Annotated in this window: 17 protein-coding genes and 2 pseudogenes; 3 read left to right on the top strand and 16 right to left on the bottom strand. The window is 49.6% G+C overall.

All coding sequences use genetic code 11. The annotated features are described in order from the left end of the window. From EXW96_RS01935 to EXW96_RS01950, 4 genes and pseudogenes are all read right to left on the bottom strand, one after another. Positions 1–511, bottom strand: a 511-nt coding sequence (locus EXW96_RS01935; RefSeq protein WP_174349726.1) for a transposase, incomplete at its 3' end; no start/stop codon positions are given. Positions 512–862: 351 nt separating this feature from the next. Continuing rightward, complete coding sequence (locus EXW96_RS01940; RefSeq protein ID WP_054817851.1) at positions 863–1,711, bottom strand: sugar phosphate isomerase/epimerase family protein; 849 nt, start codon at positions 1,709–1,711, stop codon at positions 863–865. Positions 1,712–1,761: 50 nt separating this feature from the next. Next, positions 1,762–2,379 carry an NAD(P)H oxidoreductase gene (locus EXW96_RS01945; RefSeq protein ID WP_174349727.1) on the bottom strand — a complete coding sequence of 206 codons (618 nt, stop codon included), beginning with the start codon at positions 2,377–2,379 and terminating at the stop codon, positions 1,762–1,764. 71 nt (positions 2,380–2,450) lie between these two features. Beyond that, positions 2,451–3,207, bottom strand: a pseudogene (locus EXW96_RS01950) (TIGR03571 family LLM class oxidoreductase); the annotation flags it as partial. A gap of 79 nt (positions 3,208–3,286) precedes the next feature. Between EXW96_RS01950 and EXW96_RS01955 the strand changes: the two are divergent. Further along, a complete protein-coding gene (locus tag EXW96_RS01955; RefSeq protein WP_141336823.1) occupies positions 3,287–3,613 on the top strand; it encodes a transposase in 327 nt (108 codons plus the stop codon). A gap of 17 nt (positions 3,614–3,630) precedes the next feature. Further along, positions 3,631–4,536, top strand: coding sequence for an IS3 family transposase (locus tag EXW96_RS01960; protein WP_258313571.1), 906 nt, complete (start codon positions 3,631–3,633; stop codon positions 4,534–4,536). A 206-nt stretch (positions 4,537–4,742) separates the two neighbouring features. Here the strand turns inward: EXW96_RS01960 and EXW96_RS01965 are convergent. The 3 genes and pseudogenes from EXW96_RS01965 to EXW96_RS01975 all read right to left on the bottom strand — a co-directional run. Further along, positions 4,743–4,952 (bottom strand): annotated as a pseudogene (locus EXW96_RS01965) (LLM class flavin-dependent oxidoreductase); the annotation flags it as partial. Between the two features lie 109 nt (positions 4,953–5,061). Beyond that, entirely contained in the window at positions 5,062–5,364 is a 303-nt protein-coding gene (locus EXW96_RS01970; RefSeq protein ID WP_062410945.1) for an ArsR/SmtB family transcription factor, read from the bottom strand. 284 nt (positions 5,365–5,648) lie between these two features. Continuing rightward, the gene (locus EXW96_RS01975) at positions 5,649–6,788 is read right to left on the bottom strand and encodes a zinc-dependent alcohol dehydrogenase (protein ID WP_062408777.1); all 1,140 of its coding nucleotides are present in this window, start codon (positions 6,786–6,788) and stop codon (positions 5,649–5,651) included. A gap of 271 nt (positions 6,789–7,059) precedes the next feature. On the opposite strand from EXW96_RS01975, the gene EXW96_RS01980 reads away from it, so the two are divergent. Continuing rightward, positions 7,060–7,851 carry an IclR family transcriptional regulator gene (locus tag EXW96_RS01980; protein WP_174349728.1) on the top strand — a complete coding sequence of 264 codons (792 nt, stop codon included), beginning with the start codon at positions 7,060–7,062 and terminating at the stop codon, positions 7,849–7,851. Here EXW96_RS01980 and EXW96_RS01985 read toward each other — a convergent pair. The 9 genes from EXW96_RS01985 to EXW96_RS02025 all read right to left on the bottom strand — a co-directional run. After that, complete coding sequence (locus tag EXW96_RS01985) at positions 7,848–9,083, bottom strand: Zn-dependent hydrolase (protein ID WP_174349729.1); 1,236 nt, start codon at positions 9,081–9,083, stop codon at positions 7,848–7,850. The two genes, EXW96_RS01980 and EXW96_RS01985, sit on opposite strands and share 4 nt — an antisense overlap. Positions 9,084–9,089: 6 nt before the next feature. Next, positions 9,090–9,635: an L-2-amino-thiazoline-4-carboxylic acid hydrolase gene (locus tag EXW96_RS01990; protein WP_054817849.1), complete on the bottom strand. Its 546-nt coding sequence runs from the start codon at positions 9,633–9,635 to the stop codon at positions 9,090–9,092. Positions 9,636–9,711: 76 nt separating this feature from the next. After that, on the bottom strand, positions 9,712–10,443 hold the full coding sequence (locus EXW96_RS01995) for an ABC transporter ATP-binding protein (protein WP_373864957.1): 732 nt from the start codon (positions 10,441–10,443) through the stop codon (positions 9,712–9,714). Further along, on the bottom strand, positions 10,430–11,215 hold the full coding sequence (locus EXW96_RS02000) for an ABC transporter ATP-binding protein (protein WP_174349730.1): 786 nt from the start codon (positions 11,213–11,215) through the stop codon (positions 10,430–10,432). The genes EXW96_RS01995 and EXW96_RS02000 overlap by 14 nt, the downstream gene beginning before the upstream one ends. Beyond that, complete coding sequence (locus tag EXW96_RS02005) at positions 11,178–12,173, bottom strand: branched-chain amino acid ABC transporter permease (RefSeq protein WP_074726854.1); 996 nt, start codon at positions 12,171–12,173, stop codon at positions 11,178–11,180. The genes EXW96_RS02000 and EXW96_RS02005 overlap by 38 nt, the downstream gene beginning before the upstream one ends. Before the next feature lie 9 nt (positions 12,174–12,182). Further along, positions 12,183–13,055 carry a branched-chain amino acid ABC transporter permease gene (locus EXW96_RS02010; RefSeq protein WP_174349731.1) on the bottom strand — a complete coding sequence of 291 codons (873 nt, stop codon included), beginning with the start codon at positions 13,053–13,055 and terminating at the stop codon, positions 12,183–12,185. Between the two features lie 68 nt (positions 13,056–13,123). Beyond that, complete coding sequence (locus EXW96_RS02015; RefSeq protein ID WP_174349732.1) at positions 13,124–14,251, bottom strand: ABC transporter substrate-binding protein; 1,128 nt, start codon at positions 14,249–14,251, stop codon at positions 13,124–13,126. Between the two features lie 453 nt (positions 14,252–14,704). After that, on the bottom strand, positions 14,705–15,130 hold the full coding sequence (locus EXW96_RS02020) for a hypothetical protein (protein WP_074726851.1): 426 nt from the start codon (positions 15,128–15,130) through the stop codon (positions 14,705–14,707). 31 nt (positions 15,131–15,161) lie between these two features. Further along, a partial coding sequence (locus EXW96_RS02025; RefSeq protein WP_174349733.1) for a fumarylacetoacetate hydrolase family protein occupies positions 15,162–15,386 on the bottom strand: 225 nt, incomplete at its 5' end.

Here is a 15,386-nt window from a genome sequence, read left to right on the forward strand (position 1 = left end):
AACTGAGCAGTGTGAAGTCCAGCGGCAGAAACGTATGGCCGTCGGACCATCCCATGGTGAGCATGCGAAAGCCCTTGTAATAAGCGCCGGTAGCATGATCTTTGAACCTGGCCAGCAACTCGACGGCTTTGCTGCGGTTGCGCTCGAACATGGAGTCGTCGACGATGAAGACGGTGTCCCGATTGGACGACGTAAGCACGTTGACCTTCTGCACCGTCGCGACGCTGAGCGACGTCAGAAAACGACGCCAGGCAAAGCCTGCATGGTTGAGGAAACGATAGACGGCATCATCCTTGCCGGGAAATGCGTCGCCCTTGCTGCTCTCGAGCAGTCGGAACCAATTCTTCTGGTGAAACAGCAGAACGAAGACGAGTTGGAACAGCCGAGCACAGCTAAAGCCGAATCGCTTACGGAACCCGGCTTGCTGAAGATGTTTCAGCACTTTCAGTTCTTGAAAAGCGGGCTTTAATTCGTTTGGCAGTTGATTCAGGTCGGGCTGATGGTCTATCATGATGGAAGACACCTCTTCTGTCTGGTGGTGATTGTTCGTCACTCTCACTTTACCAAACGAAGTGGTGTTTTTCTATTTGTGCAAGCTGGCTATTCAACAGACCTTAAGCCCGCTCTACAATTGGTTTTACATTGATTTTCTAGGTGCGAAAGTTGAGTTATTAATGCAAAAAAAATGATTGAACATGGACATTTGCGCCCGATTTTGGAATAATAGGACATTAGTACCCCGGCAGTTTCTTGATGGTTTCAGTTAAAGCATGCAAAAGCACCGGACGCGCCCTATAAAGGGCCGTCCGGTGCTTCAGTTCCCGGGTATTGAATGGGTGAATACTATGAAAAACCCGTAAGGTTACGGAAGCAATTTCAGCTCCGCCCAGTGCGGATGTGCTTCAAGACGCCTTTCCATGTCACGGAATGCCTGGAGCGAGCGGCTCAGCTTCAAGTAGGCGTCGCCCCCTTCGCTCCAGCCCTGAAAGCCGATCATCCCATCATAACCAATCCTTTTCAGCTGTCCAAGCAGTGCGAAATTGTCCAGCTCGCCTTCATCCAACGGCTCGATCGTCGCAACGTTGCCAAAACCGTGCGGATTCCGGCGGCTGCCGGACAGGTTCACTTGCTTCAGATACGGCGCCACCTCATCCAGTATGCCCGCCAGGTTGCTCCCGTCGACGGCGTACCAGTGGTAGCCGCAGAACACGATACCCAAACGGGGATGGCTCAACCGTTTGCACAGCCGCACCGCATCTTCGTGGCGTTCGACCCAGAAGGAAAGGTGCGTATACAGCAGGATATCGATGTTCCTCCGCTCGCAAATCTCAAGCGCTTTTTCCAGCCACTTCACCACGGCGTCGTCACCCGCCGGATCCGAAGGGCGCAGATGGCTTCCTGCGGACTGGATCGCCAGCTCGACCGTCGAGCATCCTTCAAGCGTCTCCAGCATCTTCAGAATGCCTTCGTTTCTCGGATGGCTCTCGCCTAAAGAGAGATCCAAGACGACGTACACACCGGCCACGTCCAGCCCGTATTTCCCTTTGACGCTGCCGAGCTTCGCCGCATCCCGCCACCGCTCTCCGTGCCAGATGGACAAATGCATCGCATCGTACCCGATCTCTTTGAGCATCTCGCATCGGGTTTCAAAGCTGTAAATTCCCATGGAGTTGTAAAAAGAAAAATCCATTGCATAAACACGGTAAGCCATTCGCTGCCTGCTCCTCCTTTTCGGTAAATCAATTCCGGGGATTGAATACGTCAGCCTTTTTGCTTTTGCGTGACCGAATCGCTGTAGGTTTGCCCTAACTCATACGCTCGTTGTAACAAACTCTCGTAATGCTTGTTGATTTCATCCTCGCTTTCCATCTCTTCAGCCAGCGTGTTATAAAAAAACGCCACTTCCGACTGAGAGATGCCCGTATATCCTGCCAGACCGACATTCAAATATTGGGATATCATCGCATCGAAGCTTCGTTTTTTTAAGCTTGCTTCGGTCTCCCCGACAAGCGGAATCCACAATACTTTTTTGTGTGGCAGGCGTGCTCCTCCATAAGCAAAACCATAGTTCCATGTACGGTCTATATAGCCTTTCGTAATCGCCGGCAAGGAATACCACCAAACCGGAAAGATGAACGCGAGTCCTTCGTTTCTTTTCAGCCTTTCCATTTCAGCTTGCACACGAGCGGAATAGCTCTTTTGTGGGTTATCCCAATCAGGTTCATCTTTTTCAAAGACGAGCGGATGAAATTCTTCCCCGTACAGATCCGCCATTTCCACTTCATGTCCTGCATCGGTGAGTCCTTGAACAAAACGTTCGGCAACGGAAAACGTAAGAGATTCCCTTCTGGGATGCGAAACGATCGTCAGCACTTTCATATCAGTCACTCCCCGACAGATTTTGGTGAAACGAACCGGTCGCGCGGCTAACGGGACCGGGGCTTTCCTGTTCACGAATTTTCCTGCTGCTCACCGGTTAATGCGGGAAAATGCGGAAGGACTTCTTCTCCCAATTCTTCAATGACTTCTTCAACCGGCCGGTGCCCATATTTCAAGTTAATAATCACATGATTGACACCGACGCTTTTAAGAAACTGAATAAATTCAATCAGCGGATTGCGCCCGATGCGGAATCCTAGATGGATGGGGACCGGTCTATGATTCGGATCCTCCATCAAATCGATATATAAGGACTGGCTGAACGGTTTAAACTGATCGGTGTAGGAACGCCAATTTTTGATCAGTTCCGCTTGGAACTGCACGTTTCGCGGATAATACATCCAGCCGTCGCCATTTTGGGCAATCCATTCGACGGACTGTGAGCTGTGGCCGGTTACCAGCACCGGGATATCCGAAAGACGCGGTTTGGGCAAAAGGTCTCCGAGCGACATTTCGACGCGCGGCGTCCGGATCGCCGGGAAGTTCTCCCCCACACTTTTCTCATGACGGAAAGGGCTTCTTGAAACAACAGGCCCCGCTCTTCGAAATCAACGGAGAAGGCCGGGAATTCTATAGGACGATCCCCGGTCGCCACCCCGAGAACCAGGCGTTCGCCGGATATGTGATCGACGGAAGCGGCTGCTTTAGCCACATGCAAGGGGTGACGCAAGGTGAGAATAACGCTTGCGGTGCCCAAAGCGATGTTTTGGGTATGGGCGGCGATATACTAAACAAGGGATCATACATTTGGCCCACATCCCCAAAATCTCTAAAGCCCCATATTTACCTTTGAGTCTTTTCTCCTTATCCACTACAATATGAATTAACAAAAGTGGAGGGATCAAAGATGCAGCGCAAGAGTTACAGCATTGAATTTAAACAACAGCTCATCCAAGAAGCCTTAGAAGCAGGCAATGCCAGCCAAGTTGCAAGACGACATGGAATAGACGGGAAAATGCTCGCTCGTTGGATTCGTCAATCGAAGCATGCAAACTGGAAAAACGCATCACCAGAATCCAAAAAAGTTGCAGCCTACACTCCATCATCCAAAGAGTTTCAAGCGTTAGAGCAGGAAAACGACAAATTGAAAAAGCTGTTGGGCGAGAAGGATTTGGAGATTGCGATTCTTCGTGATCTCGTAAAAAAGGTGAACCCCGCCTATCGGACAAAATAGAGATCGCCGACAAATGGATTGCGCGGGGTTATAAAGCTGCAGTGGTGCTGCGAATCGTCGGCGTCAGTGAAGCGACGTACTATTACCGGAAGAAACACTTCAAGCAAGAGCGAGTGTATAACGGCGGACGGCCGATTCCCGGCTTTTCCTTGGATCATAAGCGGCGTCCCGTCAGCGATGAGCAGATCAAGGAATGGCTGATGGAGCTTATTGCCGGGGAAGAAGCGACTTACGGTTACCGTAAATTAACCGTATGCCTGAAACGACAGTATGGGCTGATCATTAACAAGAAAAAAGTATACCGGCTGTGTCAGGAACTGGGCATCCTGCAGCCACAACGCCGGAAGCGAATCCAATATCCCCGAAAGCTGGCGAACAACCGTGAGATTTGCGCTTCGAATCAGCTTTGGGAGATGGACGTGAAATACGGCTATATTGCAGCAGAGCAGCGTTTCTTTTTCTTGCTCAGCCTGATTGACGTCTACGACCGATCGATTATCGACTACCACATGGGCCTCTCTTGTGAAGGGAAGCATGCTGCGCAAATCCTGCAGAGAGCGTTATGGAAACGGCGGCTCTTTGAGAAAGATCAGCTGCCCGTGGTTCGTACCGATAACGGCCCGCAATTTATCAGCCATGCTTTTGAAGAAGCATGCCTGGAGTATTGTGTAGAACATGAACGTATTCCTCCGAAAACGCCGAATAAAAATGCGCATATCGAAGCATTTCATGCCATTTTAGAACAAGAGTGTCTCTCCAGGCATGAATTTGAGAGTTATCAGGATGCATACCGTATCGTATCTGACTATCTCTTGTTTTATAATCAGCGGCGGATCCATGGAAGTTTGTATGATCTATCCCCGCAGGAATTTCATCAAGCTATGCATCAGCAAGCCGTAAAACCGCTTGTGATTAAGGTATGATGGATAAAGCCCTTTACATGGAGGGGCGGGCATGATAGGCTTGTTAGCCTCGCGATGCATGTGTTATCCGCATCGCCCTATCGCGAAAAATCATGCCCGCTGGAGGCTCCATGTCAAGGGCGACAACGAGCGACAACGACGTAAATCAATGAGAAATTACGCAATCGTGTGAATAAGGGTGTAAGACTCTAAAGTTACGGGTTTAAACCGAAATGAGGGTCATACATCGGAACATCCCTGACGAACAGCGCGGCAAAATTGAGCTCCTCCGCTCTTTTGGCCAGTTTCATTTGCTTTTCTATGTTCATCTCCGGAATACTGCCTGCGTATGATTCCAAAGGAAAGAACAATCCGAGAGTCAAATGGTTTTCTTTAAACATGCGTGAAAATCCTTTATGATTTTCAAACTTGTTCATATCCGTACCTCCTAATCATTAATTATAGATATCTATAAATATCGATATAATAATAAAATAAAAATCCGTATCCTGCAACCATAAAGAAAGTGGAAAACAAAAAATTTGATTACAATTCTTTGTTTATCCCTTCCAACACTTTTTTGATATTTTCCTCATCCCTTTTATAATAAGTAAATTGCCCAATACGCTTTGCTTTTATCAATCCGGCGTTCTGCAGCATGGACAAGTAAAGGGACACCGTGGATTGCGACAATCCCACTTTTTTGTGGATGTCGCTCACGCAAACCCCGTCTTCATGAATATCCCCGCTTTGCGGTTTGGGAAAATGAATCTCCGGATCTTTCAACCACTGCAAGATCAGCATTCTCGTTTCATTAGACAAGGCTTTAAATACTTCCAAAAGTTCCATGGCTTCCTCCAGATACTTAAAATTTAAACGTATTATTCATATGACTCCAGTTTTCCACTGCATTTAAAGCGAAATCCTGCTGCGTTGTCTGATTTTTTGAATGCTGAAAAACCGGATGGACTCCGATGGATTGGAGAAATCCCGTTATACTCATTCTAACACTACATCCTGACCGAGTGGAATACCATGATTGAAGATTCTATCTTAAAAAAAACAAAAAACCCTTGATATTTCAAGGATATTTTGTTTTATTTATGAAGTTGCTGAAGGATACGTAATATGATTCAAGGCTTCAAGACGAATTTAATGCTTTCGTCCATATGGTTGTAAAACGTGTTGTACGCGTTGTGCGCTTGATCCAGCGGCACTTTATGCGTGACGATCTCCGACGGATCGAACTCGCCGGCTGTAATTTTTTGAAACAGCATCGGCATGTAATGAATCACGGGGGCCTGTCCCATGGTGAGCTTCACGTTTCGTTCCCAAAGGTTTCCGAACATGAACTGGTTATATTTAGAACCGTATACTCCCGTAATCTGAATCGTGCCGAATTTTCTCACCGCGTTCATTGCGATGTTGAGCGGGCTGAGCGTTCCGCCGACCAGCTTGGCCTTCTGCTCTTCCTCCTCTAATGGCGTCTTCTTGCCGTCCATGCCTACGCAATCGATGACGACATCCGCCCCACCGCTCGTGATTTCTTTGATATGCAGCCCCGTGTCATTGAACTGTTCGAAGTTAAAAATCTCGACGTTGTTTATTTTTTTGGCATAGTTCAGCCGGTATGGGAGATTGTCGACCGCGATGACCCGTTTGGCCCCTTTCATCCAGGCAAATTTTTGCGCCATCAAGCCGACGGGGCCGCAGCCGAGCACCACGACCGTATCCCCCTGCTTCACGCCGCCGTTGTCCACGCTCCAATAGGCTGTCGGCAGCACGTCGGATAGGAACAGCAGCTTCTCATCCTCCAATTCGCATGATTCCGGAATGACGAACGGCATGAAATTGCCATAGGGCACGTAAAGCAATTCGGCTTGTCCGCCCCAATAATTCCCGTAACGTTCGGTGAATCCGAAATAGGCTCCCGTATCCACTTGAGGATTGGGGTTGGAATTGTCGCATTGACTCTCCATTTCATGCTGGCAGTAAAAACAGCTGCCGCACGAGATATTGAACGGCAGCACGACCCGGTCGCCTTTCTTGACCCTTGTCACATCAGGGCCTACTTCTTCGACAACGCCCATCGGTTCATGTCCGACCACGTATCCGGGTTGGGCCTGAATCGCCCCCTGGTAAATATGGAGATCGGAACCGCATATGGCAGTCGAGGTGATCCGCACGATGATCCCGTCTTTTTTCTGAATTGTCGGATCGGCAACTTGTTTCACCTGCATATTCTTTACGCCTTCATAAGTTACAGCCTTCATCGTCGCCCTCCTGTTTATGGCACCCTTTGTTTTGCACACTGCACATATCTTGCACCCGGAGAAGACGGATTATACGCTGCAGGGTAACGGAACGCAATGACAACTAAGGATAACTGTCGACACGGTATTTGCATTTGATATAATAAAATATAAGTAATGGTGAGATGGTCAGAACATACAATCCGGGATCATTCTCTGTTTATACCGGGAGACCGGCCAGTGCTCCCGCTCCCACTCATTCTTATTATTTAACGGCTAACGTTATGGAGGTATGGACTTGAATGAAAAAAATCCGCGCTTGATCCAATCGGTTAAGCGAGCCCTTGATATTATTAATTGTTTCGATTCTTTAAACGTTCAATTATCCCTGAGCGAAATCAGTGAAAAGCTTCATTTGAATATCAGCACGGTTTATGGCATCATTAACACCCTTTGCGCCTATTCCTACATTGATAAAAATCCCAACAACGGCAAATATAAATTGGGGCTGGAATTTCTGCTCAAGGCGAATCTGGTTTCGGAAAGCCTTGATCTTAAAGAAATCGGATATCCCTACTTGACCGAATTGACCAAAAAATATCATGAAACGACCCACCTGTATGTTTATCAGAATAAGCAAATTTTCTGTGTGGGCAAGGTAGAATCGCCAAGCAATTACTTTATTATCAGCTCAAGAGCCGGCAGCAAGCTTCCGATGCATGCTTCGGCGTCGGGTAAAGTCTTTCTCGCGAACATGTCCAGTGAGGAACTGGAGGAGTTTTTGGATAAATACAAGTTCACCAAGCTGACTGACAATACCATTACGAATAAGAAGCAGCTAATGAAATGCTTGCAGGAAATCAGGAATCAAGGGTACAGTATTGAAAACGAGGAAATTGAGGAAGGCGCATACAGTATAGCCGCCCCCATCAAAAATTCGACGGGACAGGTTGTCGGCACGATCAGTATTGTCGGTTCCTTAACCCGTATGAAGGAGAACGAAGAAAATATCCGAACTGATCTGCTGAAGGCGGCTTGCTCCATCTCCAGCCAGTTCGGATACCATCAGAAATTTGAATCTTAATTATTCTGCTCTACAGCCAGTTGAAGAAGCGTGTGGTACAGCACCTCCGCACCCGCACGGCAGTCCTCCGGGGAGCTCCATTCCTGCGGGGAATGGCTGATGCCGTCCCGGGAACGTACGAATATCATGCCGATGGGACATAATCCGCCGAATTGCATGCCGTCGTGACCGGCTCCGCTGACAAGTGTCAGCACAGGCAGCCCGGCCCGCTTGCACCCCTCTTCAATGATGGCCCTGATACCGGGAGAGCACGGCGAAGGCGCAACCCTTTGCAGCGTGCTGATCCGAAGCTCGATCCCGGACGCCTGGCAGACCTCATGGGCAAAGGTATGGATAGCTTGTTCGAGCCGGTCCCGCACGGCAAGATCGATATCTCTCAAATCCAGCGTAAACTCCACCTGCTGGGGAATGACATTAATGCCGCCGGGAATAACGCGCGCTTTTCCGATCGTAGCTACGGCATTTGTGTATTTCTTTGTTTCCTGATAAATATATCCCATTATTTCGGCGGCCGCCTGCATCGGGTCCCTTCTTGCATTCATTGGCGTTGCCCCGGCATGGCCGGCTTCGCCGGTCAAAGTAAACTGCTGCCACAGCGGCCCGGCAATCCCCGATACGACGCCGACGGGTAAGCCTCTGCTTTCCAGAATCTTACCCTGTTCAATATGAAGCTCAACATAAGCCTTGACCTGCTCGGGGCTCCTCGCAGCTTCGGCAATTCGGGCGGGGTCCAGGCCCGCCTCCTGCATCGCTTGTCGAATGGTAATCTGCCGCTCATCGGCATGCTCTAAATGCTCTGCCTGAAGCGTTCCGGCCAAGGCCCGGCTCCCGATCATGCCGAAGCCGAATCTGGCGCCCTCTTCATCGGTAAAGGCAATGACCTCTATCGGATGGGTGGTCGTGATTCCCCGCTCGTTCATTTGCTGCAAGACTTCAATCGACGCCAGGACGCCAAGCGCTCCGTCAAACTTTCCTCCATCGGGAACCGTATCGATATGCGAACCGGTCAAAACAACGGGAGCCAGCGGATCGCGTCCTTCCTTGCGCCCGATGACATTGCCGGCGGCATCCTCACGTACGTCCAGGCCGGCTTCCTTCATATAAGCGATCACCTGATTTTTGGCCTGTCTTTCCGCCTCGGTAAACGAAAACCTTGTCACCCCTCCGCTGTGAGTCTGTCCGCCAATCGCGCTTAGTTCCATCAGCCTTGCCCACAATCGATCGCGAGTCATCCCATGTCATCCTTTCTTCGTATGGTTATGCTCCTCTTCTTTCTGCTTGCCGTCAACCTGATTGTCTTTCATTTGAAAACGGAAATGACAATGCCCTTCCTTTAGAAGATATTTATCGTGTTCCACTTCAAAGTTCGGGTTATACCCTTTGGCTATGGCCGGATCAATCATTTGACAATAAAGGATGCCGTATTCCTCCATGCCGTCCGCCTTCCATTGGTCGCCAAAAGCGCATCTCGTAAAGTTCTGTTCAATCTCCAACGGATGATAGTGTGTCTCATACTCGAATAAATCGCTGCGTCCCATGTCATAATGAGGCAGATAATTATGAATGTCATTCGGCTTTCCGTTCGCAGCCGCCCGGCGGGCGATATCCCGGCCGCGCTCTTCTCCGAAAGCGCGCACCCCTTCACGAACAGCCTCCTTGCCTTCTTCGCCAAAACGGTCGACCACCGCCTTCGAGACATGGGCGAACAGCTTGGCCATTATTGTATATGGGGATACAGGTTCAAGACTTTCATCCTGTTTGCGTTGATCCTTTTCTTTACTCATCGTTGCAGCACCTCATTTAAATTATTATAGAAATTGGGTATAAAAGATAGGGATCAGAGAACGAGATTTGTTCAAATTATCGCTCATTCATTCCTAGATAAACGGATTTAATCATATGATGATCCTTCAATTGATCCGAACTGCCTTCCAAGACGATGTTTCCCGTTTCCATTACATATCCTCTGTCGGCCAGCGCCAGCGCCATTTTGGTATTCTGCTCAACGAGCAGCACCGACACACCGTTCCGGTTAATCCTACGGATGGCCCGGAATATTTCCCGAACCAGCAAGGGAGCCAGGCCCATGGAAGGCTCGTCAAGCAGCAGCAGCCGCGGTCTGGCCATCAGCGCGCGGGCAATCGAAAGCATCTGCTGTTCTCCGCCGCTCATCGTGCCGGCAAGCTGCTTCTTTCGTTCCGCAAGCCGTGGAAACAGCTGAAAAACCTCCGCCATATCCGCTTTAATTTCTTTGCTTCCTCTTCTGATATATGCCCCGATGCTCAAATTTTCCATTACCGTAAGATCGGCAAAAATCCCTCTTCCCTCAGGAACATGAGATATTCCCGCCTTCACGATAAGGTGCGGCTCCAGACGGGTAATGTCGGTGCCTGCAAACAAAATCCGTCCGCTTCCCGCTCGGACGATGCCCGAGATGCAGCGAAGAACGGATGTTTTCCCCGCTCCGTTAGCCCCGATCAGAGCGACAATTTCCCCTTCACGGACTTCCAGATCCAATTGTTTTACAGCTTGAACATGACCGTGGTTGACCGTTAGCTGCTGAATTTTCAATAATGCGTTATTCCCCGTCAAAGTCATCATCCTCCCCGCCCAAATAGGCGCTGATTACCTTGGGATTTTGTTGTATTTCCTCCGGGGGGTCCTCGGCGATTTTATGCCCGTGATCGAGCACGACGATTTTATCCGCAATATTCATAATAAGACCCATATCATGCTCGATCAGCACCATATCCAGGTTGAAATTTCGGGAGAGGTAGCTGATCTTGTCCGCCAGCTGCTTTTTCTCCGGCCCATTCATACCAGCGGCCGGCTCGTCAAGCAGCAGCACCTTGCAGCCTGTAGCCATGGCACGCGCAATTTCCAATAGTCTCTGCTCCCCGTAGGGCAAATTGCCGGCCCATTCGTCCAGCTTGCGATGAAGCCCCACCACCTCAAGCAGATCGATACACTCCCGGGCTATGGCGTCGCGCCGGCGTCTTCCCTTGCCGAACAGAAACAGGGAGCCCAGAATGCTTTCCGAATTGCAATCCGGATGAGCCACCAGCACATTTTCCAGCACGGTCATGTTTTTGATCAGCCGGGTGTTCTGAAAGGTGCGTGCGATTCCCAATCGAGCCCGGTCAAACGGCTCCAGCTTCGTAATATTTTGACCCATGTAATGTATCGTACCTGACGTAGGCTTATAAACTCCCGTCAGCAGATTGAAAAGTGTCGTTTTCCCCGCCCCGTTCGGACCGATCAGCGCAACAATCTCACCGCTGTTCACACTAAGGTCGATTTCGTTGAGTGCTACCAAACCGCCGAACTTAACGGATACTTTTTCGAGACTTAGCAATTTGGCCATGTGGCTGATCACCTTTCTGCGAACTGTAGAAATTGATTGTACGGTGCTTCTCGCCCCAGAAACCCGAAGGCTTGAAAATCATCATGAGAACAATGGCCAGGCCAAGCAGCATCATCCTGTAGTCATCGACATAACGAAGTAGCTCCGGCGCCAGCACCAGAATGACCGCGCCCAGAATCGATCCGGGAATGCTTGCAGCGCCGCCCAGAATAACCATAGCCAAAATATTCACCGAATCCAGGTAACGGAATGTATCCGGGCTGATAAAGGTAATATACGAGGCCCAGAACGCACCGGCCGCGCCGGCAAAAAATCCGCCCAGCGTAAAGGCAAGCAGCTTGTATTTCACGGGTCTGATCCCGATGGATTTCGCCAAAGTCTCATCTTCGCGAATCGTCAGCAGATTGAGTCCGATTCCCGAATGAACCACTCGATGAATCACATAGATTGTGATCATGAGCATGACTAAAATTAGATAATAATAATCGGTTTTATCGGTGAACGAGTAACCGAACAAACGGGGGGCGGGAATTCCTGGAATCCCCATCGGTCCCCTGGTCACTTCCACCCAGTTTACAAATATCAGACGGACAATTTCGCCGAATCCAAGGGTTACAATCGCGAGATAGTCTCCTCTGAGACGGATGACCGGCAATCCGAGCAGAAAGCCGAACAGTCCGGCTATGATCGCTGCGGCAGGAAGCGCCAACCAGAACGAAAGCTGAAAGTGAATCATTAACAGCGCCGCTGAATAAGCGCCGATCCCATAGAATGCGGCATGTCCAAGCGCGAATTGCCCGGCATAACCGATAATCACGTTGAGACTGAGTGAAAGTATGCTAAAAATACCGATCGCGATCGCAATATGAACGAAATAACTGTTTATCTGTTCCAGCAATAAAGGCAGAATAATAAGAAGCGCGGTGACGATGATTTTCCGGTAATTTAATTTGCTCAAGCCATTCACCTACACCTTATTAATTTCTTTCTTTCCAAGGATTCCCGTAGGTCTGATCAGAAGTACAATGATCAGGATGGAAAATGAAATGACGCTCTGGTACGGGGTCGAAATATAAGCGCCGCCCAAATTTTCAATCACCCCAAACAGAATGCCCCCCAGCATCGCCCCGGGAATGCTGCCGATTCCTCCAAGCACCGCAGCGGTGAATGCATTGATTCCTGCCATATATCCCATCGTTGGATAGACCGCATTATAATAAATGCCCACCATGATTCCCGCACATGCAGCAAGCGCGGAACCGATGGCAAAGGCCAGTGTAATCATCCGATTCGTATTGATTCCCATCAGAGAAGCATGGGGAATGCTCATGGACGTGGCCCGCATGGCCGTTCCGGTCTTCGTCTTGGTGACGAACAGGTGCAGGCCTATCATCAAAATCAAAGATAATACAAGAATTAAAATCTGAATTTGAGAAAAGATAATATGGCCTACCGTATACGTTTTGCTGCCGAATGTCGTGGGAAAAGGATGGGTTCCCGTACCCCAGAGCTTCTGCGCCAGACTGATCAGGAAGGTGGAAACCCCGAGTGCGCTGATCAGCGGCACAATGCGATCCGACAAGCGGAGCGGACGATAGGCAACCCGCTCGATGATCATGCCTATTACCGCCGTCGACGCCGCGGAAATCACAAAAGTAGGAAGTAACGGCATGTTCAGCTGCTCTATCAAAAAAAGCCCCAAAAAGCTGCCGAACATGTAGATATCGCCATGAGCGAAATTCACGATTTTCAGTATGCCATAAACCATCGTATATCCAAGCGCAATCAGCGCATAAATCATTCCAATCGTCAGCCCGTTTACCAGTTGCTGAAGGAGCATGCTAACATCCCTTCCATGCGTTGGAGCAGGAAATATGTCTCAATTCCTGCTCCAAACGTGTTTATATCTTATTGATAAAGCACGAAATGTCCATTTTTAATCGTCAATTTCTCAGGTATGGTCTGGACATCGCCGTTTTCGTCAAACGTCAGTACTCCCGTCGTACCCGGGAAGTCTTTCAGCGTATCCAGATACGTTTTAATGCTCTCCCTGTCAGGGCCGCCTTGCTTAATGGCTTCAATGACTACGGAAGTGGCGTCAAAGGCATATGCGGCATACGTATCCGGCCGTTTGCCGTAAGCGTCCTGATAAGCTTTGTCGAACTTCGTTGCCTGTTCATTATTGCCGCCCGGATAGAAAAATCCGATGAGCTTGAAATTCTCTACTGCCGCCCCACCCAAGTCGAGCAGCGCCTCGGAGTACAAGCTGTCTACACCGATATAGTCTACGGACAGGTTGAGTTTTTGCGCCTGCGAGGCAATCAGGGCCGCTTCGTTATAAAAACCGCCGATAAAAATCGCGTCCGGCTTTTTCTCCTTGATTTTGGTAAGAATCGTGCTGAACTCTTTGGCCCCCGGAAGATAGGACTCGGCCGCAACGATTTCAATACCGTTCTCCCGCGCCGATTTCTGATAAACATCCAGCAGCCCCAAGCCAAAGTCGGACTGCTCATAGATGAGCGCTACCTTTTGGTATCCCAGTTCCTTCGACCATTTTGCCAAAAAGGATGCCTGGAAAGCGTCAGTCGTGATCACACGGAATGTGTAATCTCCCGCATTCGTTACGCCGGGAGCGCTCGAAGACGGCGAAATTTCCACGATTTTGTTCTGGTTGTAAACCGGCGCTGCAGCTAGCGTCGCCGAACTGTTAAAATGCCCTACGACTGCCAAAATGTCTTTATTTGATGAAAATTTGTTGGCCACGTTTACTGCTTCACTAGGATCACCCTTGTCATCCTCGATCACAATCTTCACTTGCTTTCCGTCGATTCCGCCGGCCTCGTTAATTTGCTTGGCAGCCAGCTCGGCCCCGTTCTTAAACGCCTCCCCGTACTGCGCTTGCGTGCCGGAAATCGGAGCCGAGAGGCCGATTTGAATCGTTCCGCCCGCATTGGCACCCCCATCCTTGGCTGCGCAGCCCGCCGTAAAAACCATCATTGTTGCTAAAGCAGCGGTAATGAAAAAACGTCTCTTCATCCCAATGTCCTCCCAAACATGAATTATTCCTATAAGGTTAGTAGTATTTTCATTATAATTCGTTTTGCTGAAAAATCAACACATTTTTTTAATATTATCAAAATCATTTTGATATTGTCAAAGTCAGTTCAAAAATACGCAAAACACAAGAAGCGCCGGTGATGGTTATCTTCATCTCCTGACTTCCGCTTGTCTTGTGGAAGCGGTAGTATGCGAACGGAACATTCCTTCGTTGGCACTTGCCAGGAGATCTCCGTTTTCCGGGGTTCCGTCTTAAAGCAAGTACGCGAGGCCCTCTTAATTCCGGTCGGTACCATACAAAAAAACTCAGAACTGGTTTTACTCAGCTCTGAGTTTATTGTCAGGCAAAATAGCTTTGTTCATGCGTGCTCCGCCCGCTGCCGGATGGACTTCCGTTTTTTTCAAAAGACGATAAGCGCTTGCACACATCCTTTATCTCCACATGTTCGTACATCGGCCGCACTCCACACAGGCATACAAGTCAAGCAGCTGCCCCTTGGTAAAGTGTTCAATCTTGCCCACCCCGAATTCCTCTGCGGTTTCATCGGAAAAATCCAGCTTACACGGCCTGCCGGGAGGGCCCGTGCCCGATAATACGATATCGAAGGGCACGAACAGCAAATGGGCGTGCTTCGACTGCGGCACATAGAGCAGAAAAGCAAGCAGAATCAGGAGATGCAGCCACCAGCAAACGTAAACCAGCCAATAGGCCGCTTGCCGGCCTGTCCCCGCCGACAAAAGCGACAGCAGCGAGGAAATCGGACTGAACCCCCGATGGCGGCTTTCCCCCTGCTTCAACCGGGGCAGCTTTTCGCCAAACCGTCTGTACGCCGCATACCCAACCGATAGTATGATCATCTATCGCCTGCATCCTGCGCCGCAAAACGCATCAGGCCTCCCGGATTACGGGATTTCTCAACGCTTCAAAGCCGTCGATCCGGCATTCCGCCACATCCCCTTCCCGGATCGCGACCGAGCCGGGAGTGCCGGTCATGATGACATCGCCCGGCAGCAGCGTCATCATCTTGGAGAAATAAGATACGATAAACCATGGAGAATAGATCATATTCGCAATGGTATTGCGGTGCACGACCTGTCCATTAAGCCCGGTTTC

This window comes from Paenibacillus sp. JMULE4 (genome assembly GCF_013337105.1).
GTDB classification, from domain to species: domain Bacteria; phylum Bacillota; class Bacilli; order Paenibacillales; family NBRC-103111; genus Paenibacillus_G; species Paenibacillus_G naphthalenovorans.

Excerpts from the sequence above, each read along its gene's own strand:
- EXW96_RS01940 (WP_054817851.1), bottom strand. The coding sequence starts at position 1,711 with ATGGCTTACCGTGTTTATGCAATGGATTTTTCTTTTTACAACTCCATG.
- EXW96_RS01945 (WP_174349727.1), bottom strand. The coding sequence starts at position 2,379 with ATGAAAGTGCTGACGATCGTTTCGCATCCCAGAAGGGAATCTCTTACG.
- EXW96_RS01955 (WP_141336823.1), top strand. The coding sequence starts at position 3,287 with ATGCAGCGCAAGAGTTACAGCATTGAATTTAAACAACAGCTCATCCAA.
- EXW96_RS01970 (WP_062410945.1), bottom strand. The coding sequence starts at position 5,364 with ATGGAACTTTTGGAAGTATTTAAAGCCTTGTCTAATGAAACGAGAATG.
- EXW96_RS01975 (WP_062408777.1), bottom strand. The coding sequence starts at position 6,788 with ATGAAGGCTGTAACTTATGAAGGCGTAAAGAATATGCAGGTGAAACAA.
- EXW96_RS01980 (WP_174349728.1), top strand. The coding sequence starts at position 7,060 with ATGGACTTGAATGAAAAAAATCCGCGCTTGATCCAATCGGTTAAGCGA.
- EXW96_RS01985 (WP_174349729.1), bottom strand. The coding sequence starts at position 9,083 with ATGACTCGCGATCGATTGTGGGCAAGGCTGATGGAACTAAGCGCGATT.
- EXW96_RS01990 (WP_054817849.1), bottom strand. The coding sequence starts at position 9,635 with ATGAGTAAAGAAAAGGATCAACGCAAACAGGATGAAAGTCTTGAACCT.
- EXW96_RS02000 (WP_174349730.1), bottom strand. The coding sequence starts at position 11,215 with ATGGCCAAATTGCTAAGTCTCGAAAAAGTATCCGTTAAGTTCGGCGGT.
- EXW96_RS02010 (WP_174349731.1), bottom strand. The coding sequence starts at position 13,055 with ATGCTCCTTCAGCAACTGGTAAACGGGCTGACGATTGGAATGATTTAT.
- EXW96_RS02015 (WP_174349732.1), bottom strand. The coding sequence starts at position 14,251 with ATGAAGAGACGTTTTTTCATTACCGCTGCTTTAGCAACAATGATGGTT.
- EXW96_RS02020 (WP_074726851.1), bottom strand. The coding sequence starts at position 15,130 with ATGATCATACTATCGGTTGGGTATGCGGCGTACAGACGGTTTGGCGAA.